General features: G+C 72.5%; 18 protein-coding genes. 11 read left to right on the top strand and 7 right to left on the bottom strand.

The features are described from left to right. Positions 1 to 40 precede the first annotated feature (40 nt). The 4 genes from EEW87_RS05470 (at position 41) to EEW87_RS05455 (ending at position 3,538) form a co-directional block, all read left to right on the top strand. Complete coding sequence (locus EEW87_RS05470; protein WP_123093397.1) at positions 41 to 1,213, top strand: DivIVA domain-containing protein; 1,173 nt, start codon at positions 41 to 43, stop codon at positions 1,211 to 1,213. Between the two features lie 192 nt (positions 1,214 to 1,405). Continuing rightward, complete coding sequence (locus EEW87_RS05465) at positions 1,406 to 1,942, top strand: TraR/DksA family transcriptional regulator (RefSeq protein ID WP_123093396.1); 537 nt, start codon at positions 1,406 to 1,408, stop codon at positions 1,940 to 1,942. Next, on the top strand, positions 1,915 to 2,610 hold the full coding sequence (gene lspA / locus EEW87_RS05460) for a signal peptidase II (protein WP_123093420.1): 696 nt from the start codon (positions 1,915 to 1,917) through the stop codon (positions 2,608 to 2,610). The genes EEW87_RS05465 and lspA overlap by 28 nt, the downstream gene beginning before the upstream one ends. After that, positions 2,603 to 3,538, top strand: a complete 936-nt coding sequence (locus tag EEW87_RS05455) for an RluA family pseudouridine synthase (RefSeq protein ID WP_123093395.1) — start codon at positions 2,603 to 2,605, stop codon at positions 3,536 to 3,538. Before lspA ends, EEW87_RS05455 begins: the two co-directional genes overlap by 8 nt. A 36-nt stretch (positions 3,539 to 3,574) precedes the next feature. Here EEW87_RS05455 and EEW87_RS05450 read toward each other — a convergent pair whose 3' ends face one another. Then, the gene (locus tag EEW87_RS05450) at positions 3,575 to 5,125 is read right to left on the bottom strand and encodes an AMP-binding protein (protein WP_123093394.1); all 1,551 of its coding nucleotides are present in this window, start codon (positions 5,123 to 5,125) and stop codon (positions 3,575 to 3,577) included. Between the two features lie 161 nt (positions 5,126 to 5,286). Here EEW87_RS05450 and dnaE point away from each other — a divergent pair, with 161 nt between their 5' ends. The 3 genes from dnaE to EEW87_RS05435 all read left to right on the top strand — a co-directional run bounded on the left by dnaE (position 5,287) and on the right by EEW87_RS05435 (position 12,922). Then, entirely contained in the window at positions 5,287 to 8,883 is a 3,597-nt protein-coding gene (gene dnaE, locus EEW87_RS05445; RefSeq protein ID WP_123093393.1) for a DNA polymerase III subunit alpha, read from the top strand. Continuing rightward, complete coding sequence (locus EEW87_RS05440) at positions 8,880 to 11,030, top strand: S9 family peptidase (RefSeq protein ID WP_123093392.1); 2,151 nt, start codon at positions 8,880 to 8,882, stop codon at positions 11,028 to 11,030. The genes dnaE and EEW87_RS05440 overlap by 4 nt, the downstream gene beginning before the upstream one ends. A 116-nt stretch (positions 11,031 to 11,146) precedes the next feature. Beyond that, the gene (locus tag EEW87_RS05435) at positions 11,147 to 12,922 is read left to right on the top strand and encodes a bifunctional metallophosphatase/5'-nucleotidase (protein ID WP_123093391.1); all 1,776 of its coding nucleotides are present in this window, start codon (positions 11,147 to 11,149) and stop codon (positions 12,920 to 12,922) included. 233 nt (positions 12,923 to 13,155) lie between these two features. Here the strand turns inward: EEW87_RS05435 and EEW87_RS05430 are convergent, their stop codons facing one another. Beyond that, positions 13,156 to 14,367 (bottom strand): MFS transporter, encoded by a 1,212-nt coding sequence (locus tag EEW87_RS05430; RefSeq protein ID WP_225985027.1) that lies wholly within the window; start codon positions 14,365 to 14,367, stop codon positions 13,156 to 13,158. A 100-nt stretch (positions 14,368 to 14,467) separates the two neighbouring features. Beyond that, on the bottom strand, positions 14,468 to 15,571 hold the full coding sequence (locus EEW87_RS05425) for a DUF4185 domain-containing protein (RefSeq protein WP_123093390.1): 1,104 nt from the start codon (positions 15,569 to 15,571) through the stop codon (positions 14,468 to 14,470). 170 nt (positions 15,572 to 15,741) lie between these two features. Between EEW87_RS05425 and EEW87_RS05420 the strand changes: the two genes are divergently transcribed. Together EEW87_RS05420 and EEW87_RS05415 are read left to right on the top strand one after the other, a co-directional pair. Next, complete coding sequence (locus tag EEW87_RS05420) at positions 15,742 to 16,335, top strand: cysteine hydrolase family protein (protein WP_123093389.1); 594 nt, start codon at positions 15,742 to 15,744, stop codon at positions 16,333 to 16,335. Beyond that, complete coding sequence (locus EEW87_RS05415) at positions 16,332 to 17,081, top strand: alpha/beta hydrolase family protein (RefSeq protein ID WP_148041621.1); 750 nt, start codon at positions 16,332 to 16,334, stop codon at positions 17,079 to 17,081. Before EEW87_RS05420 ends, EEW87_RS05415 begins: the two co-directional genes overlap by 4 nt. On the opposite strand, the gene kynU is transcribed toward EEW87_RS05415, so the two are convergent. Next, positions 17,071 to 18,294, bottom strand: coding sequence for a kynureninase (gene kynU / locus EEW87_RS05410; RefSeq protein ID WP_123093387.1), 1,224 nt, complete (start codon positions 18,292 to 18,294; stop codon positions 17,071 to 17,073). The two genes, EEW87_RS05415 and kynU, sit on opposite strands and share 11 nt — an antisense overlap. An 84-nt stretch (positions 18,295 to 18,378) precedes the next feature. On the opposite strand from kynU, the gene manA reads away from it, so the two are divergent. Both manA and EEW87_RS05400 read left to right on the top strand, forming a co-directional pair. Next, positions 18,379 to 19,527 carry a mannose-6-phosphate isomerase, class I gene (gene manA, locus EEW87_RS05405; RefSeq protein WP_205473779.1) on the top strand — a complete coding sequence of 383 codons (1,149 nt, stop codon included), beginning with the start codon at positions 18,379 to 18,381 and terminating at the stop codon, positions 19,525 to 19,527. 211 nt (positions 19,528 to 19,738) lie between these two features. Then, a complete protein-coding gene (locus EEW87_RS05400) occupies positions 19,739 to 20,425 on the top strand; it encodes a hypothetical protein (protein ID WP_123093385.1) in 687 nt (228 codons plus the stop codon). A gap of 54 nt (positions 20,426 to 20,479) precedes the next feature. Here the strand turns inward: EEW87_RS05400 and EEW87_RS05395 are convergent, their stop codons facing one another. From EEW87_RS05395 to EEW87_RS05385, 3 genes are all read right to left on the bottom strand, one after another. After that, the gene (locus EEW87_RS05395; protein ID WP_163562384.1) at positions 20,480 to 21,661 is read right to left on the bottom strand and encodes a YibE/F family protein; all 1,182 of its coding nucleotides are present in this window, start codon (positions 21,659 to 21,661) and stop codon (positions 20,480 to 20,482) included. Positions 21,662 to 21,705: 44 nt separating this feature from the next. Further along, the gene (gene kynA / locus EEW87_RS05390) at positions 21,706 to 22,554 is read right to left on the bottom strand and encodes a tryptophan 2,3-dioxygenase (protein WP_123093383.1); all 849 of its coding nucleotides are present in this window, start codon (positions 22,552 to 22,554) and stop codon (positions 21,706 to 21,708) included. Between the two features lie 85 nt (positions 22,555 to 22,639). After that, positions 22,640 to 22,987 carry a glyoxalase superfamily protein gene (locus EEW87_RS05385; protein WP_123093382.1) on the bottom strand — a complete coding sequence of 116 codons (348 nt, stop codon included), beginning with the start codon at positions 22,985 to 22,987 and terminating at the stop codon, positions 22,640 to 22,642. Positions 22,988 to 23,003 lie beyond the last annotated feature (16 nt).

Here is a 23,003-nt window from a genome sequence, read left to right as displayed (position 1 = left end):
GCGACAGGCGTCTCACGTGTCCGTGCAACGAGGAGAAGAGATGGCGCTGACGCCTGAGGACGTCCTCAACAAGACGTTCACCCAGACCCAGTTCCGACGGGGTTACGACGAGCGCGAGGTGGACGACTTCCTCGACGAGGTGGTCGCCGAGATGCGCCGCATGGTCAAGGACGGCGAGGACCTGCGGGCCCGCGTCCAGGACGGCGACGCCCCGGCGACGACGTCCGCCGCGGCCGCGCCCGCCCCGGCCGGTGACTCCGGCCAGGCCGTCAAGGAGCGCGACGCGCTCATGCGGCGCAACGACGAGCTCAAGGCCCGTCTGGAGAAGGAGCAGAGCGCCCTCGCCGACGCGCAGAAGCGCGCGAGCGAGGCCGAGGCGCGCGTCAAGGCGCTCGAGGAGCAGCAGGGGCGCGAGTCCCAGTCGCGCGACGAGCAGGCCGCCGCCGCCCAGCGCGGCGCCGACGAGCGCGTCAGCACCGTCACCGCCCGCGCCGAGGAGGCCGAGAAGGCCGCCCAGGAGCGCATCGCCAAGGCCGAGGCCGACGCGAAGAAGGCGGAGGCCGACGCCAAGAAGGCCCAGGAGGACGCCCAGCGCCGCCGTGAGGCCGCCGAGCGCGCCGCCGCCGAGGCCGAGGCGAAGGCTCGGACCGCCCAGCAGGCGCCCGCGCCCGCCGCGGCGGCTCCCGGCCAGGGCGACCAGGCCGCTGCCTTCGCCGGTGGTGCCGCCACCGGTGGCGGGGCCAGCGGTCTCATCGCGCTCGCGCAGCGCCTGCACGACGAGCACGTCGCCGAGGGCCAGTCCCAGCACGACAAGCTCGTCGCCGAGGCGAAGGCGAAGTTCGAGGAGCTCGTCGGCCAGGGCCAGGCGCGTCACGACGAGCTCGTGACGAAGGGCCAGACCCAGCACGACGACCTGCTCTCGCGCGGCAAGGCCGAGAACGAGAAGCTCGTCGGCGAGGGCACCTCGCAGCGCGACAAGCTCATCGGCGACGCCACGAGCAAGAGCCAGGGCATGGTCGCGGAGGCCGAGGAGAAGAAGAAGCGCATCCTCGGCGACCTCGAGCAGCGCAAGACCGAGGTCGAGAAGCAGATCGCGGACCTCAAGTCCTTCGAGAAGGACTACCGCTCGCGGCTCAAGGACTACATCTCGGGCCAGCTCGCCGAGCTCGACACCGTCGGGACGACCGAGCGTCCGGCGCAGAAGCAGGGCTGACCCGGCGCCCGAGAGGGCACCACGGCTCCACGACGACGGGGGTGGGCGCGCAGGTCGCGCTCACCCCCGTCGTGCTGTCCTGCGCCGACCCCGGACAGGGCGGGCCCTGCGGTGGCCGCTGCGTCCCCGGGGCGTCTATCCTCAGGCCACCTTCGGCCCGCGATCGGCGGGCCGTGCCAGCTGAGGACGGACATGGCCAGGTCGAGCACCACCGCCGCGGCGAAGACCCCTGCGACGAAGAAGACCGCGAAGAAGAGCGCGGCGAAGAAGTCCGCCGAGGAGTCGGCGGCCACGACGACGAGCACCCGGACCCGCTCCAAGGCCGGCGACGTCGCCCCCACCCTCGTCGTGCGCGACGACGAGGCCGCATGGACCAAGGCCGAGCTCAAGGCCGTGCGCAAGGAGATCGACGACGAGGTCGCCCGCCTGCGCACGGAGATCGAGACCGCCGAGCACGACCTCGTCGACCTCATGCGCGACCACGCCGACGGGTCGGGCGACGACCAGGCGGACGCGGGGGCGAAGACCTTCGAGCGTGAGCAGGAGGTCACCCTGGCCAACAACACCCGGGCGATGCTCATCCAGAACCTCCACGCCCTCGAGCGGATCGACGACGGGACCTACGGGCGGTGCGAGTCCTGCGGGAACGCGATCGGCAAGCTTCGCCTCCAGGCCTACCCACGTGCGACCCTGTGCGTGACATGCAAGACGAAGCAGGAACGACGCTGACCCCTCCCACCGACCCCGCAGCCGACGGGGGCGCCGCCGACGGCGCTCCCGTCGACGCGAGCGGGGCACGACTGCGACCGCGGACCCGGGCGACCCTCGCCCCCTTCGCCCTGCTCGCCCTGGTGACCCTCGGGCTCGACCAGGCGAGCAAGGTGTGGGCGCTGGGCTCGCTCGACGACGGGCACGTCGTGCCCCTCGTCGGCGAGGTCCTCAGCCTGCGGCTCATCCGCAACCCCGGCGCGGCCTTCTCGATCGGTGACTCCTCGACGGTCGTCATGACCGCCCTGGCCGTCGCGATCACGATCGCCGTCGTCGTCGCCGCCTGGCGCGCGGCCAGCCCGCGCTGGACCGCCGCCCTCGGGCTGCTGCTCGGCGGCTCGCTGGGCAACCTCTACGACCGCTTCTTCCGCGAGCCCGGACCGGGCCGCGGCCACGTCATCGACTTCATCGACTACGGCGGGCTCTTCGTCGGCAACGTCGCCGACATCGCGATCGTGCTCGGCGCGGTCGTCGTCGTGTGGCTGACCTTCGCCGGGGTGGGCCTGGACGGCGTGCGCGCCGGCCGGCACGCCCGTGACGAGGACGTCGAGGGCACCGAGGACGAGGCGCAGGAGAGACCGGCCGCCGAGCCGGCCCAGGAGCAGACGAAGGGGGAGCGAGATGCCTGACGTGCGCAACGTCCTCGTGCCGGAGGGCCTGGCCGGCGAGCGGATCGACGCCGCTGTGGCGCGTCTCTTCGGCGTGAGCCGGACCAAGGCCGCCGAGCTCGCCGCGGAGGGCCACGTCGTGCTCGACGGCTCCGCCGTCGGCAAGTCCGAGCGGGTCCACGACGGCAGCCACCTCGAGGTGAGCCTGCCGAGCCCGGAGGAGGTGCCGCGCGTCGAGGTCGTCGCCGAGCCCGTCCCGGGCATGCGCGTCGTCCACGACGACGACGACATCGTCGTCGTCGACAAGCCCGTCGGGGTCGCCGCCCACCCGAGCGTGGGCTGGACCGGTCCGACGGTGCTCGGCGGTCTGGCCGCGGCCGGCTACCGCATCACGACGAGCGGCGCGAGCGAGCGCCAGGGCATCGTCAGCCGTCTCGACGTCGGCACCTCGGGCCTGATGGTCGTGTGCAAGAGCGAGTACGCGTACTCGGTGCTCAAGCGGGCCTTCAAGGAGCGCACGGTCGACAAGACCTACCACGCGCTCGTCCAGGGCCTGCCCGACCCGCACGTCGGCACGGTCGACGCGCCGATCGGCCGCCACCCCGGGCACGACTACAAGTTCGCCGTCATGGACTCGGGCAAGCACGCGATCACGCACTACGAGCTGCTCGAGGCCCACCGGCACGCGTCGCTCGTCGAGGTGCACCTCGAGACCGGCCGCACGCACCAGATCCGCGTCCACATGGCCGCGCTGCGCCACCCGTGCGTCGGCGACCCGCTGTACGGCGCCGACCCGACGCTCGGCCGCCGGCTCGGGCTCGAGCGCCAGTGGCTGCACGCGATGGGCCTGGGCTTCACCCACCCGGGGACCGGCGAGTACGTGCACTACGAGAGCACCTACCCCGAGGACCTCCAGGTGGCCCTCGACCGGCTCCGCGACCTGCGCTGAGCCGGTCGGGGCCGCCCCGCCCGGTCTCGGCGCAGGTCAGTTGACCTGGCGGTCGCGCCCCTGCCAGTACTGCGCACGGAGCTTGAACTTCTGCAGCTTGCCGGTCGCCGTGCGGGCGAGCTCGTCGCGGAACTCCACCGACGTCGGGGCCTTGTAGCCCGCGGCCTTGCCCTTGCACCACGCGATGAGCTCGGCCTCGGTGATCTCCTCGTCGTGGTCGGGGTCGAGGACGACGAGGGCCTTGATCGTCTCGCCCCACCGCTCGTCGGGCACGCCGATGACGGCGACCTCGGTGACCGCGGGGTGGGCGAAGAGGACGTCCTCGACCTCGATCGAGGAGACGTTCTCGCCGCCGGTGATGATGACGTCCTTCTTGCGGTCGCTGATCGTCAGGTAGCCGTCCTCGAGCGTGCCGCCGTCGCCGGTGTGGAACCACCCGTCCTCGAGCGCCGCCGCGCTCTCCTGCGGCTGCTCCCAGTAGCCCTCCATCACCTGGTTGGCCCGGGCGAGGACCTCTCCCTCGGGGGAGACGTCGAGCTCGACGCCGAGGGCCGGCGCCCCGGCGCGCACGAGCCGCGCGGCACGCTCCTGAGGGTCGAGGTCGTCCCACTCCGCGCGGGTGCGGTTGACGGTGAGGAGGGGAGAGGTCTCGGTGAGCCCGTAGATCTGGATGAGCTCCCAGCCCAGCTCGGTCTCGACGCGCGCCACGGTCGTCGTGGGCGGCGGGGCGCCGGCGACGACGATGCGCACCCGCCCGCGGCCGGGGATCTCGCCCTCCCAGTCCTGGGCGGCGGCGAGGACCGAGGCGACGACGGCCGGCGCGGCGCACATGACGCTCACCCCTTCGTCGCGGACCCGGCGCAGGATCTCGGCGCCGTCGATCTTGCGGATGACGACGTGGCGGGCGCCGACGCCCGTCATCGCGAAGGGCATGCCCCACCCGTTGGCGTGGAACATCGGCAGGGTGTGGAGGTAGACGTCGCGGTCGCCCGCCCCGATGTGCATGGCGAAGGTCACCGCGTTGGTCCAGATGTTGCGATGCGTGATCTGGACCCCCTTCGGGCGGGCCGTCGTGCCCGAGGTGTAGTTGATCGTCGCCGTCGCGTCCTCGTCGGGCTCCCAGGGGCGTGGCTGCGGCGGGTCGCCCTCGAGCGGCGCGTCGCCGAAGAGGTGCTCGTCCTCGCCGAGGACGAAGACGTGCTCGGCCTCGAGGTCGGCGAGCTGGTCGCGCAGCTCGGGGTCGACGTAGACGACCCGGGCCCCGCTGTGGCCGACGATGTACTGGACCTCCTCGAGCGCGAGGCGGAAGTTCACCGGCACGAGGACGCGGCCCGAGCCGCACACCCCGAAGAAGCTCGTGAGCAGGCGGGCGGAGTTGTGCGAGACGACGGCGACCCGGTCGCCGACCTCGAGGCCCAGGGAGTCGAGATGGGCCGCCTGGGCGTGCGCCAGGCGCCGCATCGCGGCATAGGTGACGTCCTCGAGCGGGGGAGCGGGCTGGGCCGGCTCGTCGACGACCGCCACCCGGTCGCCGTAGACGAGGGCGGCCCGGTCGATGAAGTGGTTGACGCTGAAGGGGACGCGCATCGTGAGCCCTCCCGAAGGGGTCGTCGAGGTCACCGGGGTGCGGCGACGGGTGCCGTGGACACCCTGACGCTAGCCCCGCCGACCGCTCGCCGCACGGGATCGTGGCGGATGTCCGACGGACGGCTCGGGGCTGTCGGCGAGCGGCCGTAGGATCGACAGCGATGTCCGAGCTGCTGCCCCGCGAGAAGAACTTCGTCCACCTCCACAACCACACCGAGTACTCGATGCTCGACGGTGCGGCGCGGATCGACGAGATGTTCGAGGTGGCCGCCGAGATGGGCATGCCGGCCATCGCGACGACCGACCACGGCTACCTCTTCGGCGCCTACGAGTTCTGGAGCAAGGGCGTCAAGCACGGGGTCAAGCCGATCATCGGCCTCGAGGCCTACGTCGCGCCCGGCACGCACCGCACCGACAAGACCCGCGTCAAGTGGGGCAACGAGCGCACCCGGCCCGGCGACGACGTCTCCGGCGGCGGCGCGTACACCCACATGACGATCCTCGCCCGCAACAACCAGGGCCTGTCCAACCTCTTCCGGATGGGCTCGCAGGCCTCGCTGGACCAGGTCTACGCGAAGTGGCCCCGGCTCGACCGCGAGCTGCTCGGCCGGTACGGCGACGGGCTCGTCGCGACGACCGGCTGCCCGTCCGGCGAGGTCCAGACCCGGCTGCGCCTGGGCCAGTACGACAAGGCCGTCGAGGCCGCCTCGGAGTTCCGCGACATCTTCGGGCGCGAGCACTACTTCCTCGAGCTCATGGACCACGGGGTCGAGATCGAGCGCCGGGTGCGCGAGGACCTCCTGCGCCTGGCCAAGGACCTCGACCTGCCGCTCCTGGCCACCAACGACCTGCACTACGTGCGCCAGGGCGACTCCGTCGCGCACGACGCGCTGCTGTGCATCAACTCCGGGTCGACGCTGCTCGACCCGGGTCGCTTCTCCTTCGAGGGCGACGGCTACTACATCAAGTCGCCGGCCGAGATGCGTCACCTGTGGCGCGAGCTGCCCCAGGCCTGCGACAACACGATGCTCGTCGCCGACATGTGCGAGGTCTCCTTCACCGAGGGCGAGGGGCGCTACATGCCCCGCTTCGACTGCCCGCCCGGCGAGAGCGAGCAGAGCTGGTTCATCTCCGAGGTCGCGACCGGCCTGGCCCGGCGCTTCCCCGAGGGCGTGCCCGACTACGCCCGCCAGCAGGCCGATTACGAGATCGACGTCATCGCGGGCAAGGGCTACGCCGGCTACTTCCTCGTCGTCGCCGACTTCATCAACTGGGCCAAGCGCAACGGCATCCGGGTCGGCCCCGGCCGAGGCTCGGGCGCGGGCTCGATGTGCGCGTACGCGATGGGCATCACCGACCTCGACCCCATCCCGCACGGCCTGATCTTCGAGCGCTTCCTGAACCCCGAGCGCGCGTCGATGCCCGACTTCGACATCGACTTCGACGAGCGCCGGCGCGGCGAGGTCATCCGCTACGTCACCGAGAAGTACGGCGACGAGCGGGTCGCCCAGATCGTCACCTACGGCACGATCAAGGCCAAGCAGGCGGTCAAGGACGCCGCCCGGGTCATGGGCCACCCCTTCTCCGTCGGCGAGCAGCTGACGAAGGCGATGCCGGCCGACGTCATGGGCAAGGGCGTGCCGCTGTCGAAGATGTACGACGAGAGCCACGACCGCTACGCCGAGGGCCAGGAGTTCCGCGACCTCGTCGCCGGCGAGAAGCACCTCCAGGAGGTCGTCGAGACCGCCCGGGGCCTCGAGGGGCTGAAGCGCCAGTGGGGCGTGCACGCCGCTGGCGTCATCATGTCCAGCGAGCCGCTCATCGACGTCATCCCCATCATGCGCCGGCTCCAGGACGGCCAGGTCATCACGCAGTTCGACTACCCGAGCTGCGAGAACCTCGGCCTGGTCAAGATGGACTTCCTCGGCCTGCGCAACCTCACGATCCTCGACGACGCGCTCGAGAACGTGCAGATGAACCGCGGCGAGGTCATCGACCTCGACGCGCTGAGCAAGGACATGACCGACCCGGCGACGTACGCGCTGCTCTCGCGCGGCGACACCCTCGGCGTCTTCCAGCTCGACGGCGGGGGCATGCGCACCCTGCTGCGGCTCATGCAGCCGGACAACTTCGAGGACATCTCCGCCGCGCTCGCGCTCTACCGGCCGGGCCCGATGGGCGTCAACGCGCACACGAACTTCGCGCTGCGCAAGAACGGCAAGCAGGAGATCGTCCCGCTCGACCCCCAGCTCAAGGGCAAGCTCCAGCCCGAGATGGTCGAGGCGCTCGACCCGATCCTGTCGATGACCTACGGCCTGGTCATCTACCAGGAGCAGGTCATGGAGATCGCCCAGAAGCTCGCCGGCTACACGCTCGGCAACGCCGACCTGCTGCGCCGCGCGATGGGCAAGAAGAAGAAGGAGGTGCTCGACAAGGAGTACGTCCCCTTCTCCGAGGGCATGAAGGCCAACGGGTACAACGAGGCCTCCGTCGCCGCCCTGTGGGGCGTCCTCGTGCCCTTCTCCGACTACGCCTTCAACAAGGCGCACACCGCCGCCTACGGCCTCGTCTCGTACTGGACGGCATACCTCAAGGCCAACTACCCGGCCGAGTACATGGCCGGGCTGCTCACCTCGGTCGGCGACGACAAGGACAAGTCCGCGCTCTACCTCGGCGAGTGCCGCCGGATGGGCATCAAGGTCCTGCCGCCCTCGGTCAACGAGTCCGTCGGGCGCTTCGCCGCGGTCGGCGAGGACATCCGCTTCGGTCTCGACGCGATCCGCAACGTCGGGCGCAACGTCGTCGAGGCGATCATCACCGCGCGCGAGGAGAAGGGCCGCTTCACGTCCTTCGACGACTTCCTCGCCAAGTGCCCGGCCGTCGTGTGCAACAAGCGCACCATCGAGTCGCTCATCAAGGCGGGAGCCTTCGACGACCTCGGTCACCCCCGCCAGGGGCTCGTCATGGTCCACGAGGAGTACGTCGACGCCTTCGTCTCGGTCAAGCGCCAGGAGGCCGTCGGCCAGGACAGCCTGTGGGACCTCCTCGGCGGCGACGACGAGGGCGAGGCCGGCGGCATCGAGGGCATGGGTCTGCGTCCCGTGCCCGAGGTCGAGTGGGACAAGCAGGCGAAGCTGAGCAACGAGCGCGACATGCTCGGCCTCTACGTCAGCGACCACCCGCTCTTCGGCATCGAGCACGTGCTGCAGCGCGCCGCGGACACCTCGATCACCTCGCTCACGCAGTCCGAGTCCTCCGAGGAGCGCAAGGGCATGGTGACGATCGCCGGGCTCGTGACGAACCTGTCGGTCAAGCGCAACAAGCGCGGCGAGCTGTGGGCCGTCGCCCAGGTCGAGGACCTCGGCGGCTCCATCGAGTGCCTCTTCTTCCCCCGCACGTACATGACGGTGCAGACGATGCTCACGCAGGACGTCGTCGCCGTCGTGCGCGGCCGGGTCAACACCCGCGACGACTCGGTGTCGATCTTCGCCGAGGACCTCACCCTGCCCGAGCTCACCGACGGCCCCCGCGGCCCGGTGACGCTGACGATGGACCTGCGCCGGGCGACCTCGGCCCGGGTCGAGCAGATCAAGGAGGTCCTCGGCCAGCACCCCGGCTCGACCGAGGTCCACCTCAAGCTCGTCCAGCCCGGTCGGTCGGTGACGATGGCGGTCGACCCCGAGTGGCGCGTCGACGTCTCCGAGGCGCTGGTAGCCGACCTCAAGGTCCTCCTCGGCCCCCGGGCGGTGTCGGCATGAGCACCGTGCAGCCGCCGGTCGCCCCGCACCGGCCGACGCGACGCGAGCACCACGGCGAGGTCTTCGAGGACCCCTTCGAGTGGCTCCGCGACGCGCAGGACCCGGCCGTCGTCGCCCACCTCGAGGCCGAGAACGCCTACGCCGAGGAGCGCACCGCGCACCTGGCCCCCCTTCGCTCGGCGCTCGTCGAGGAGATCCGCTCCCGCACGCTCGAGACCGACCTGTCCGTGCCCGTGGCCGCCGGCCCGTGGTGGTACTACACCCGCACCCGCGAGGGGCAGCAGTACGGCATCCACTGCCGCGCGCCGCTGGCCGACCGCGCGGTCGTGCCGACGCTCGATCCCGAGCACCCGCTGCCCGGCGAGCAGGTGCTCCTCGACGACAACGCGCTCGCCGAGGGGCACGAGTACCTCGCCGTCGGCGCCTACGAGATCAGCGCCGACCACGACCGGCTCGCGTACTCCGTCGACGTCAGCGGCGACGAGCGCTTCGACCTCACGGTGCTCGACCTCACGACCGGCGCGGTGCTCGACGACTCCGTCCGGGGCATCGGCTACGGCGCCGTCTTCTCGCGCGACGGGGCCCATGTCTTCTACGTGCGCGTCGACGACGCGTGGCGCCCGCACGAGCTGTGGCGCCACGAGGTCGGCGGCGACCCCGCCGACGACGTGCTGCTGCACCGAGAGGACGACGAGCGCTTCTGGATGGGCGTCGACCGCAGCCGCGACGACCGGTGGGTCGTCCTGGGTCTCGGCAGCCGCACGACGAGCGAGGTGCACCTGCTCGACGCGACCGACGTCACCGCCCCGATGCGCTGCGTCTCGCCCCGGCGCGAGGGCGTCGAGTACGACGTCGAGCCCGCGGCCGACCACCTGCTCGTCCTGCACAACGAGCGCCAGCGCGAGTGGGACCTCGCCTGGGCACCCCTCGACGCGACGAGCCACGAGCAGTGGAGCCCCCTGCTCGACCGGGCCGACGGCGAGCGCTTCCTCGGCGTCGACGCCTACGACGACTTCGCCGTGCTCACCCTGCGCCGCGACGGCGTCCCCGCCGCGCGCATCCTGCCCCGGACCGGGCGCTCCGCCCCCTTCGCCGCTGTGGACTACGGCACCGGTCGCGACGTCGTCGTCGGCGACGACCCGATGGCCACCGTCTCTGCGCTCGGCGCGGCCGACCCCGACGCCGACCGCATCCGGGTCAGCCACGAGTCGTGGGTGAGCCCGCGCACGATCCTCGACGTCGTCGTCGCGACCGGCGAGCAGGTCGTGCACAAGCAGCACCCGGTGCTCGGCGTCGACCTCGCCGACTACGAGCAGCGCCGTGAGTGGGTCACCGCCCCCGACGGCACCCCGGTGCCGCTCTCGCTCGTCATGCGCCGCGGCACCCAGGCCGACGGCACCAACCCCGGCCTGCTCTACGGCTACGGCAGCTATGAGCTGTCGATGGACCCCTACTTCTCGACCGCGCGCCTGTCGTTGGTCGACCGCGGCGTCGTCTACGCCGTCGCCCACGTGCGCGGCGGCGGCGAGATGGGGCGCGCCTGGTACGAGGACGGGCGCCTGGCGACCAAGCGCAACACCTTCACCGACTTCGTCGCGTGCGCGGAGCACCTCCACGACCGCGGCTGGGTGGCCCGTGACCGGCTCGCGGCCGAAGGGGGGTCCGCCGGCGGTCTGCTCGTCGGGGCCGCCGCCAACCTCGCCCCCGAGCGCTTCCGCGCGGTGCTCGCCGCCGTCCCCTTCGTCGACGCGCTGACGACGATCCTGCGCCCGGACCTGCCGCTCACCGTGGGGGAGTGGGACGAGTGGGGCAACCCGCTCGAAGACCCCGAGGTCTACGCCTACATGCGCTCGTACAGCCCGTACGAGGGCGTGCGCGCCGTCGAGTACCCGGCCGTCCTCGCGACGACCTCGCTCAACGACACCCGGGTCTCCTTCACCGAGCCCGCGAAGTGGGTCGCCCGGCTGCGCGAGGTCGTGACCAACGACCCGCAGGAGCGCCCGGTGCTGCTGCGCACCGAGATGGTCGCCGGTCACGGCGGGCGCTCGGGCCGTTACGCCGCGTGGGAGCAGACCGCGTGGGAGTGGGCGTGGGTGCTTGACCAGATCGGTGCGACGCAGCGTCTCGAGGGCCCGACGGCGGGGTGACGATCCGCTGAACGGTCGGGGCATCTGCGCAGATCAGGCCCGGACCTCTTGACGGGGGCGACACAATGGCGACGGCTCTCGAGCCACGCCACCCCCATCTCCAGGAGACCTCTCGCATGAAGCACACGAAGCGTCTGGCCGTCGGCCTGCCTGCCACCCTCGCCCTGGCTCTGGCCGCCGGCCTGCCGACCGCCGCGGCCACCCCGTCGGCCGCCCCGGCTGCCCCCGCCGCCGCAGCCCCGGCTGCCGACACCACGGCCGCCGCCCCGAGCGCCTGGGGCGACCGCTGGCGCTACGTCAACATCTTCTCCTTCAGCGACTTCCACGGGCACCTCGAGGCCAACGACCCGGCGCTCGCGCCCGAGGTCGACCCGACCCAGACCCCGGTCGGCGGCGTCGCCCACCTCGCGGCGAACATCAAGGCGCGCAAGGGCAGCAACGGCATCACCGTCTCGGCCGGCGACAACATCGGCGGCTCGACCTTCCTGTCCGGTCTCTTCCACGACGAGCCGACCATCGAGGTCCTCGACGAGATGGACGTCAAGGCCTCGGCCGTGGGCAACCACGAGTTCGACGAGGGCACCAACGAGCTGCTGCGCATCCAGCACGGCGGGGCGCACCCCAAGGACGGCACGTACTTCCCCGGCAAGCCCTACCCGGGCGCCGACATGGAGTACCTCGCGAGCAACGTGACGAACACGAAGAACGGCCGCAAGATCCTGCCCGGAACGTCCGTGCAGACGGTCAACGGCGTCAAGGTCGGCTTCATCGGCGTCGTCACCCCCGAGACCCCGAGCCTCGTCTCGCCCGGCGGCGTCTCCTCGATCCGCTTCGACGAGATCGCGGCGAAGGTCAACTCCGCGGCGAGCTGGCTGAGCAGCACCAAGGACGTCGAGACCATCGTCGTGCTCATGCACGAAGGCGGCAGCCAGGACGGCACGATCGACCAGTGCGAGAATCTCTCGGGCCCGGTCGTCGAGCTCAACCGCCGGATCAACTCGCGCGTCGACGGCATCGTCACCGGCCACACCCACTCGTCCTTCAACTGCACGCTCACCGACTGGAAGGGCGGGCAGCGCCCGGTCGTCGCCTCCGGTGACTGGGGCCGCGCCTTCAACCAGATGCGTCTCCTCGTCGACCTCAAGACCGGCGACGTCGTGAAGAAGTCGAGCCGCGCGACGAACCACCTCAACGTCCGCAGCACCACCGCCGACCCCGGCGTCCAGGCGATCCTCGACAAGTGGATCGACCGCGCCGGCCCCGAGCGCGCGAAGGTCGTCGGCACCGTCGCCGAGGACATCACCGGCGACGCGAGCGGCAACCGCGGCATCGAGACCCCGATGGCCGACCTCGTCGCCGACTCGATCCTCTGGGGCACCCAGGCCCCCGAGCGCGGTGGCGCCCAGATCGCGATGATGAACGTCGGCGGTGTCCGCTCGTCCTTCGCCCGCGGCACGATCACCAACGGCGAGCAGGTCGGCGAGATCACCTACGAGGAGGCCTACAAGGTCGCCCCCTTCGGCAACCTGCTCGTCACGGTCGACATGACCGGCGCGCAGATCAAGGCGGTGCTCGAGCAGCAGTACGTGCCGACCCGCGGCCGCAAGTACCTCGCGCTCGGCGTCTCCGAGGGCTTCAGCTACACGTGGGACGACACCCAGGCCGAGGGCTCGAAGGTCTCCGGCATGGAGCTCGACGGCACGGCGATCGACCCGGCGAAGACCTACCGCGTCGCGACCCTGAGCTTCCTCGCCGAGGGCGGCGACGACTTCACCGCCTTCGAGGACGCGACCAACCTCACCGGTGGTCCCGAGGATCTCGAGAACCTCGTGCGCTACCTGCAGGCCAACCCCGGCCTCACCGCGCCGGAGGACCGCGTCGCCGGCCTCTGAGCCACGACGAGCGCGAAGGGGTGGTCCCGCCGGCCGGCGGGACCACCCCTTCGTCGTATCTCGCTCCCTGAGGTGCGAGGAGCTCTGGGGTCACCCGACCCTCGCTCCCTAAGGTGCGAAGAGCTCTGGGGTCACCCGAGCTTCGCTCCCTGAGGTGCGAAGAGCTCTGGGGTCACCCGAGCTTCGCTCCCTGAGGTACGAGGAGCTCTGCGACGAGCCTCGAAGGGTGCGTCTCAGCCGGCCGGACGCCTCGAGCGGACGAGGGCGAGCGGGAGGGTGAGCGCGGTGATCGCGGCGGTGACGAGCAGCGCACGCTCGAAGTCCAGGCCCGCGGCGAGCGAGCCGACGAGGACCGAGCCGACCCCGGTGCCGAGGTCGAAGCCGACGTTCCACACGGCACTGGTCGTGCCGTAGTGCCGGCGGTGCACCGCGGCGAAGGACAGCACGAGGGTGAGGTTCTGCAGACCGCCGTACGCGATGCCGAGGGCCGCGGAGCCGAGGACGAGCAGGGGCACCGACGGGCCGTCGAGCGAGAGCGCGATGAGCAGGCTGCCGAGCGCGCCGACGACGACGAGCGGGGCGACGAAGCGTCGCGCGCCGTAGCGGTCGGCGAGCGCGCCGACGCGCCAACGGGCGAGCGCCGAGGTGGCGGTGACGACGACGAGCGCGAGGGTGACGAGGGCGGCCTCGTCGAGCATCTGCGGGGCGAAGGACAGCACGGCGCCGCCGGCGAGGGTGATGCCGGTGAGGACGAGCATGGGCGGCAGCAGCGGCAGGACGACCGTTCGCAGGTCGACGCGGGCGTGCTCCTCGCTCGCGGGCGCGCTGGGGCGTCCGTCGAGGTGGCGACCCAGGGCGAGCGCGGCGGGGATCGCGAGGACCGGCGCGGCGGCGAGGACGAAGACCGGCGCGAAGCCGACCCGGTCGGCCAGCCACGGCGACAGGGGGAGCAGGACGACCTGCGGCAGCGCGATGGCCAGGCCGTAGAGCCCGACGGCACGACCGCGGCGGGCGGCGTCGACGAGCTCGGCGACGGCCGCGCTGCCGGTGACGGTGAGCACGCCGAAGCCTGCGCCGCGCACGGCGGACAGGGCGAGGGTGGGCGCGAGCGCGTCGGAGGTGAGGTGGAGCAGCGACGGGACGCCCATGAGGAGCAGCCCGACGGCCAGGACCCGGCCCCACCCGAGACGGCGCAGGAGACGGGGGACGACGGGCTGGGTGAGGACGGTGCACAGCAGCGCGACGCCGTTGACGAGACCGGCACCCCCGACGTCGGCCCCGCCGCGCACGGCCCACAGCGGGGCCGTGGGCAGCAGCACGGAGAAGCCGGCGAAGCCGAGCAGGGTGGCGACGAGCAGGGCGGGCATGCCGGGCAGGGTGGCGACGCGAGTCGCCGGTGCGGTGTCGGGCGTGGGCTCGCCGGCGTGCGCCGGGGCGTCGAGCATCGAAGGGGTCCTTCCGAGTGGGTGGGCAGCCGTCCATCATGCCCCGCCCCCGCCCCGACCGACGAATTGTGGTGGTCCAGGGCCTGGGCCCTCGGTCCGCTCAGGGGAGACGGAGGCGCACGAAGCGGGGGCGGTAGATGCTCGGGGTGGCGAAGAGCCGGTCGCTGTCGAAGGTGTTGACGTTGTACGAGACGAGCAGCTCGTCGGGGTCGGCGCCGGGCAGGCCGGGGTGCGCGTGCGCGTTGTAGGCGAAGCGCTCGTCCTCGCCGGGCTCGGGCGCGGTGTAGATCAGCTGGGCCTCGCCCCACGGACCGGCCGGGGAGCACGCGGTGCGGGCGACGACGTCGGGGGAGAAGAGCTCGCGGGTGTCGCTCGTGACGAGCAGGAACCCCCCGTCGTAGGGCTGGACCGACAGCTCGTTGGCCACGCCGTCGGTGATCCGGACGGAGCCCTGCGGGTCCGTCGACCACCCGGTGGCGGTGCGGTAGGACCACTGCGACCGGTCGTGCACGCCACCCGGGGGTGCCTTCGCGAGGTGCAGGTGCTTGTCGGAGCCGCGGTCCTCCACCCCGTAGACGTAGGTCGCGTCCTCGCGCTCCATCACCGCCGCGCCCCACGCCACGTCGCCTGCGCTCGGCACGTCGGTGATGCTCAGCAGCCTGAGGTCGGGGAGCGAGACCCGCGCGACCGAGGTCCCGGCCCAGCGGAAGTCGCTGCCGCTGCCCGTCGTCCGGGCGAGGAAGACGGTGAGCTGTGAGCCCTCGACGGTGGCGTCCTGGACCCAGTGGTACGTGCGCTCGTCGACGTCGGGGAAGAAGGCGCTGGGCTCCCCGTTGCGCGTCCCGGTGAGGGTGCGCGAGGTGCCGTCGGGCGACTGGACGACGAGGGCGTTGTGGACCATGACCGTGCCCGGCCCGGGCTGCCCGCGCAGTCCGAGCGAGCCGATGAAGGAGTCGGAGTACAGCCAGAGCACGCGCCCGTCGGGCAGCACGACCGAGTACGTCGAGTCGCCGGCGACCCACCCCGGCCCGGACATGGCGTCGACGCGGGCGTCCTCGTCGTGCGCCGGCTGGGCCGTCGGCAGCTCGGCGTCAGCGGCAGCGCACGGGCCCGGGGCGGGGGACGGGCTGTCGCAGGCCGCGGCGAGCGGCGCGAGCAGCAGGGCGCTCGCGACGAGCGCGGTGCGGGCTCGGATCGTCGGCACGGCACCTCCTCGTCGGCGCGACGGCTCGAACCTAACCCGTCGCCACCTCCAGGATCGTGTCACCGGCGGGTACTGCCGGGTCGCCAGCACGTCCAGCGGGGTGTGGACCTCGGCGCGGGCCCCGGCGAAGATGAGCAGATGGCCGCACCCCTCCACGACCACACCCGCTGATGCCGCAGGACCGCGCCGCACTGGTCGTCGTCGACATGCAGAACTCCTACTTCGAGGACCCGGTGCTCGACGAGCAGCGGGAGTGGCTCCTCCCTCGGGTCAACGACCTCGTCGCCTCGGCCCGTGAGGCGGGCGCCGACACCGTCCTCGTGCGCACCGAGCACGCCCGCGACCGCTCGACGTGGACGCTGAGCATGCGGCGCGACGACCAGGGCTTCGCCTTCCCCGGCACCGAGCAGGCCGCACCCCTCGACGGTCTCGACACCGAGGGCGCGCTGGAGGTCGTCAAGACCCGCGACAGCGCCTTCGTGCGCACCGAGCTCGAGGAGCTGCTGCGCGAGCGCGGCGTCGGTCGGATCCTCCTGTGCGGTGTGTCGACGCACTCGTGCATCGCCCAGACCGCGACCCACGGCTTCGCGCTCGACCTCGACGTGGCCATCGCGCGCGAGGCGTGCGCGTCGGAGAACTTCGAGCTCGCCGAGGCGCTCCTGGCCTTCCTGCGCGACGAGGTCCGTCAGCCACTGCTCCACCAGGACGAGTGCGCCGACTGGCTGTCCGGCCGCGGCACGCCGGGCAGCGGCGGCCCCCGATGAGCGCGGCTCAGGACGAAGGGGCAGTCCTCGCCCGGCTGCTCGGCGACACCGGGCCGAGCGGGGTCCTCGAGCGCTACGGCGACGACCCCGACCAGGTCTACGAGGTCTACGGCCCCGAGCGCGGGCCGCTCGTCGTCGTCGTCCACGGCGGCTACTTCCGCCCGAGCATCGACCGAGCCCACGCCCGTCCGCAGGCCCGGGCGCTCGCCGACGCCGGCTACCGGGTCGTGCTCGCCGAGTACCGCCGCGTCCCCGGTGACCCGGTCGTGAGCGTCACCGACCTCGAGGCCCTCGAGGACCATCTCGGCGAGCTCGGTACCTGGGTCGGTCACTCGGCCGGCGGGACGCTCGTCCTCCTGCGGGGTGCGACGCCGGACCGCCCTCGCGTCCCCGTCCTCGCGCTCGCGCCCGTCGCCGATCTCGTCGCGGCAGCGCGGGAGGACCTCGGCGACGGAGCCGTCGTCGACTGGGTCGGCGGCACCCCCGAGCAGCAGGTGCAGGCCTACGCGACCGTCGACCCGAGGCAGCGGTGGTCGGCCCCCTTCGCCACCGATGGCTACGGCCCCGACGCCCCGCGGGTCCTCCTCGCGCACGGTGACGCCGACGCGACCGTGCCGCTGCACCTGAGCACCGACTTCCCGGCGGAGTCGGTGACGCTGGCGGGTGCGCACCACTTCGACGTCGTCGACCCGCAGTCGCCGTACTGGCCGCGGGTCCTCGAGCTCGTACGCGAGGTCAGCGGCTGAGCAGCTCTTCGATCCGCACCAGCGCGTGCGCGACCTCGGCGTACGAGGTCGACAGGGGAGCCAGCCCGAGCCGGATGCCGTCGGGCTCGCGGAAGTCGGGGACCACCCCTTCGCTCCACAGCTGCTGGTAGATCTCGCGCGAGCGAGGGTGGGCGATCGTCACGTGGCCGCCGCGCTGCTGGGCGTCGCGGGGCGAGACGACGCGCACGCCGTGGGCGGCGAGACGGGCGTCGACCGCGTCGACGACGAAGTCCCCGAGGGCGGCAGCCTTCGCGCGGATCGCGTCGAGACCGACGGACTCGACGAGGTCGACGGTGTCCTCGATGCCGACCATGCCGAGCACCGGCGGGGTGCCCGAGATCCACGACCGCATCCCCGTGCCGGCCTCGTAGCCCGGCCCCATCTCGAAGACCCGCGCGTGACCCATCCACCCCTGGATGGGCTGGCGCAGACGGCCCTGGTGGCGACGCGCGACGTAGGCGAAGGCGGGCGCGCCCGGCCCGCCGTTGAGGTACTTGTAGCTGCAGCCCACGGCGAGGTCGACCTCGTGCTCGTCGAGGTCGACGGGGACGACGCCCGCGGAGTGGCACAGGTCCCACAGGACGAGCGCGCCGGCGTCGTGCGCGACCCGGGTGATGCCGGGCAGGTCGGCGAGCCAGGCCGACTTGTAGGCGACCTGGCTGACGAGGACGACGGCGGTGCGGGGGCCGACGACCGCGGCGACCTGCTCGGGCGTCACGCCCTCCTCGGGCGCGGGCTCGACCCACACGAGACGGGCGCCGGTCTCGGCGGCGATGCCCTCGGCGACGTAGCGGTCGGTGGGGAAGTTCTCGCTGTCGAGGACGATCTCGTCGCGCTCGGGGTCGGCGGCGACGGCGGCGCGCAGCAGCTTGTAGAGCAGGACGGTCGTCGAGTCGGCGACCACGGTCTGCCCGGCGGCGGCGCCGAGGCAGACCTCGCCGAGGCGGTCGCCGAGCCGGGTCGGCAGCTCCATCCACCGCTCGTCCCACGACCGGATGAGCCGGGTGCCCCAGTCGCGGCGGACGAGGTCGTCGAGGCGCTGAGCGGTGGCGCGAAGGGGGCGCCCCAGCGAGTTGCCGTCGAGGTAGGCGGTGACGACGTCGTCGCCCCCGCTGGCGGGGACGAAGAGGTCGCGCGTCTCGCGCAGCGGGTCGCTCGCGTCCAGCTCGGCGGCGCGGGTGCGCAGGTCCATGGCTCTCCTTCGACGGGGCAGCGGTGCCGCGCCCACCCTAGGGGGATCGGCCGACGGCGGCGTCCATGGGTGACAATGACGCCCGTGACCCCCATCGTGCCCATCCGCAACGAGCCCCGCGACTACGCGTGGGGCCAGCGGGGCGGCATCTCGCGGGTCCTCGGGTCGGGGGAGAGCGACGCGGTCGAGGCCGAGCTGTGGCTCGGGTCGCACCCGGGCTCGCCCAGCCGGTGCGTCGCCGCGCCGTGGGAGAGCCTGCTCGACTGGGAGCGCAGCACGGGCCAGGAGCTGCCCTACCTGCTCAAGGTCCTCGCCGCCGCGGAGCCGCTGAGCCTTCAGGCCCACCCCAGCGCCGAGCGGGCCCGTCGGGGCTTCGACGCCGAGGACGCCCGGGGCATCCCGCGCGACGCCCCGCACCGCAGCTACAAGGACCCCCAGGCCAAGCCCGAGCTCGTCGTCGCCGTCGAGGACGGCTTCGAGGCCCTGTGCGGCTTCGCCCCGCTGGCCCGCACGCGTGCGGAGGTCGAGGCCCTGCGCACGCTCGCCGACGACCCGGCCCCCTACGAGCGCTGGCTCGAGCTGCTCGACGGCGACGACGGCCTGCACTGCAGCGTCGAGTGGCTGCTCTCGGACGACCCGGTGGCCGCCGCCCTCGCCGCCGACCTCGGCGCGACCGCGGCTCGCGACGCCGAGCGCTTCGAGGTCGTCGGGCGGCTGGAGGAGCGGCACCCCGGCGACCCGGGTGTCGCGGTCGCCGTCATGCTCAACCACGTCGTGCTCGACGAGGGCGAGTCGCTGTGGCTGCCGGCGGGCAACATCCACGCCTACCTCTCCGGCGTCGCGATGGAGCTCATGGGCCCGAGCGACAACGTGCTGCGCGGCGGGCTCACGGGCAAGCACGTCGACGTCCGCGAGCTGCTCGCCGTGCTCGACTTCGCCGACTGCGAGCCGCCCCGCCTCGTGCCCGAGCCCGAGGGCGACCACGTGCTCGTCTACCGGCCCGCGTCCGTCCCCTCCGGGGCCGACGTCCCCTTCGAGCTGCGCACGGTCACCGGCGACGCGGTCGTCGCGACCGCCTCGCCCGCCGTCGCGATCGTCCTCGACGGGGGCTTCGCGCTCGAGGTCGACGGCGAACGCGCGTCGCTGGGCCGAGGCGACGCGGTCTTCGTGCCCGACCGGGGGAGCCTGCGCCTCACCGGCGCGGGCCGCATGTACCTCGCCTCGGCTCGCTGACGCGGCGAAGGGGGATGCCCCGCCGTCTCCCGAGAAGTTCGCGTCCGCCCGGGTTGCTACCCGGGCGCGCGCCGGCCTCTCTGGCGTACGGGGCTGCTCTTGCGGGTTCGACGAGATGTTGCGACGTCCGCCAACCGGTCACGGCCCTGCGGCGTCTCAGAAGACGTACCGCGGGACGGGGGTCCCGGGACACCAACAGGGAGGTCTCTCGATGTCACGCACGTCCGCCACGCTCACCCTCGCCGTTCTCACCCCGGCCCTCGGCCTGTCTCTCGCCGCGCCGGCGCAGGCCGCCGCCCCGACCGCGTGCACCGGGGTGACGGCTTGCACGGTCGTCTCCCGTGCCGACGTCGACGGTGACGGCCGCCGGGACTCGGTCGGCATCTCGTGGAGCACGGGCTCCGGCGGCGCCGACCGCAGCACCGTCCGGGTCCTCACGGCCGACGGCGAGCGGCTGAGCACGACGACGACGGACTCGCACTGGCGTGGCGCCAACCCCTGGTGGGGTGCCGCAGCGATCAACCGGCGGGCCGGTCACGAGCTCGTCGTCGGCGACGACATGGGCAACCACGGGGCGAGCTTCCGCGTCATCACCTACCGGTCGGGCGCGCTCACGACCCAGCTCGCCCCCGGCGGCGAGTACCGCTGGACCATCGACTCCTCCAACTACGCGAACGCCGGCTACTGGCGCACGGCGAGCACGAACGGCACGATCCGTCTCACCCGCAAGGTCTCCTCGCTCGAGGGGGAGCTGTGGACGCTGTCCACCCGGACCTACTCGCCGACCTGGTCCGACGGCTGGACGAAGGTGTCCGGCAGCACGATCGCGACCACGGACATCCGGAAGGTGAAGGTCGGGGGCTGGCACGTCCCCTACCTCGACAGCTACTACGGCTGATCGACGCGAAGGGCGACCCGGCGGCAGGTGCCGCGGGTCGCCCTTCGTCATGTCTCAGGCGGCGTGGCGCGGGCCGCCCTGGCTGGACCGGATGACGAGGGCCGCGAGGGCAGTGGTGGCGGGGACCGCGAGGACCAGGCCGATGCCGCCGGCCATCGTGCGCACGATCTCCTCGGAGATGTCGGCGCTGGTGAGGATCCGCCCGATCGGCTGGTCGACGAGGCTGATGACGAGGAGCACCGGGAGCGCGGCGCCGGCGTATGCGAAGACGACGGTGTAGACGGTCGAGGCGATGTGGTCGCGCCCGATCCGCATCGCCTGACGGTAGAGCTGTACCGGCGAGAGGTCCGGCGCCGCCTCGTGCAGCTCGTAGACCGCTGACGCCTGGGTGATCGTCACGTCGTTGAGGATGCCCAGGCCGGCGAGGATGATCCCGCAGGTCAGCAGGTTGCGCAGGTCGATCTGCTGCGCGGCCTGCTGGAGGGCGGCGTTCTCGTCGCCGCTGACCCCGGTAAGCCGCGCCTGCGCCACCGCGAGCGCACCGATCCCGGCCGTCGCGGCGAGCCCGGCGAAGGTCCCGAGCAGGGCGGTCGTCGTGCGCGCCGAGACCCCGTGCGCGAGGTAGAGGACGACGATCATGATCGCCGCCGAGCTGACGAGCCCGACCGCGACCGGGCTGCGCCCCTCGAGCAGCGCCGGCATGAGGTAGCCGACGACGACGGCCGCTGCGACGGCGAGACCAGCGAGTGACCGCAGCCCGCGCCACCGGGCGACGAGGACGACGACGAGCGCGAAGGCGATCGACAGCAGGAGCAGGGGCTGGCCGCGCTGCATGTCGTAGTACGTGTACGGCGAGCCCGCGACCTGCCCGGGGATCTTCAGCAGGACCAGGGGTGCGCCGACCCCTTCGCGCACCGCGTCGGGCGGGATGTCGACCTGCACGCTCTCGCCCTGCTCGGCCCCGTCGGTGATGCGCACGCTCGCCCGGCCGCACTCGGCGCCGGCGGGCGCCGCACCCGTCGTCGTCGACGGGTCGGTCCCGAAGGCTCCGCAGTCGAGCGGGGTGACCGACACGACCTCGCCCTCGAGGTAGGTCACGCCGTTCGCACTGCTCTCGCGCACCTCCGGCCGGCCCTCGCCCGTGGGACGCAGCACCCACATGCCGACGACGGTGACGAGCGCGATGACGGCGACGGTCACGGCGAGCGCGATGCGGGTGCCGCGCGGCGTCGACACCTGGGGCGCGTCGTGGGTGTGGCCGTGCCCACCTCCCATTGCCGTCAGGCGCCGATCTCGGTGCGGACGGCGAAGAGCTCGGGGAAGAAGGTGAGGTCCAGCGCGCGCTGGAGGAAGCTCACGCCCGAGCTGCCACCGGTGCCGGTCTTCATGCCGATGGTGCGCTGGACGGTCTTGAGGTGGCGGAAGCGCCACAGCTGGAAGTTGTCCTCGAGGTCGACCATCTCCTCGCACGCCTCGTAGACGTCCCAGTGCTCGTCGGCGTGGGCGTAGATGTCGGTGAAGACCCGGGTGACCTCGGGGTCGGTCGTGTGCGCCCGGGTGACGTCACGGGTGAGGACGTGCTCGGGGATCGCGTACCCGCGCCGGGCGAGGTAGCGCAGGAACTCGTCGTACAGGCTCGGGGCGCGCAGCAGCTCCTCGAGCACGTGGTGCGCCTGCGGGTCGGCCTCGTGGACCGTGAGCATCCCCGGGTGCTTGTTGCCGAGGGCGAACTCGACGGCGCGGTACTGCCAGGACTGGAAGCCCGACGAGTGCCCGAGGAAGGGCCGAAACTGCTGGTACTCCGTCGGCGTGAGCGTCGCGAGCACGGACCACTGGTCGGTGAGGGTGCGCTGGATGTGCTTGACCCGCGCGATCCGCTTGAGCGCCACCCGCATCTCGTCGGCGGCGAGCAGCTCCATCGCCGAGCGCGTCTCGTGCAGCACGAGCTTGAGCCACAGCTCGGAGGTCTGGTGCTGGATGATGAAGAGCATCTCGTCGTGGTGCTCCGGCGAGCTCACCGGCCGTTGCGCGTCGAGCAGCGTGTCGAGCGCGAGGTACGAGCCGTAGCTCATCTCCTCGCGGAAGTCCTCGTGGATCCCCTGCTCGAGGTCGCGGGTGTTGTCGGCCATGGGGCTCCTTCGTCGGGCGGTCGGGCGTCAGCCTAGGGCGAAGGGGGAGAGCGGCCGACCCGACATCCGGAGGTCCCGACGGTCGTCAGGACCCGTCAGCGCCGAGCGCGGTGCCGATCCGCAGCCGGTTGCCGTCGGGGTCGGCGATCTCGAAGTCTCGTCCCCAGGGCATGTCGTCGAGCTCGGTCACACCGACTGCGCGGGCGGCTGCCTCGACGTCGTCGACGTAGAGGTAGACCAGCGTCCCGGGCCTGGCGTCTCCGGCGTGCTCGGAGAGATGGATACGAAGACCCCCACGCGCGATGCCGACGTACAGGGGCAGCCCCGGCGCGAAGCGGTGCTCCCACTCCATGACGAAGCCGAGCTGCGCGTACCACCGCGTGGCGGCGCGTGCGTCCCTCACGTGCAGCACTGGCGCGAGGTGCTCAGTCATCGAAGGAGTCTCCCGC

Source organism: Janibacter melonis, assembly GCF_003721155.3.
GTDB classification, from domain to species: Bacteria; Actinomycetota; Actinomycetes; order Actinomycetales; family Dermatophilaceae; genus Marihabitans; species Marihabitans melonis.
This window is presented reverse-complemented; position numbering and strand designations above follow the sequence as displayed.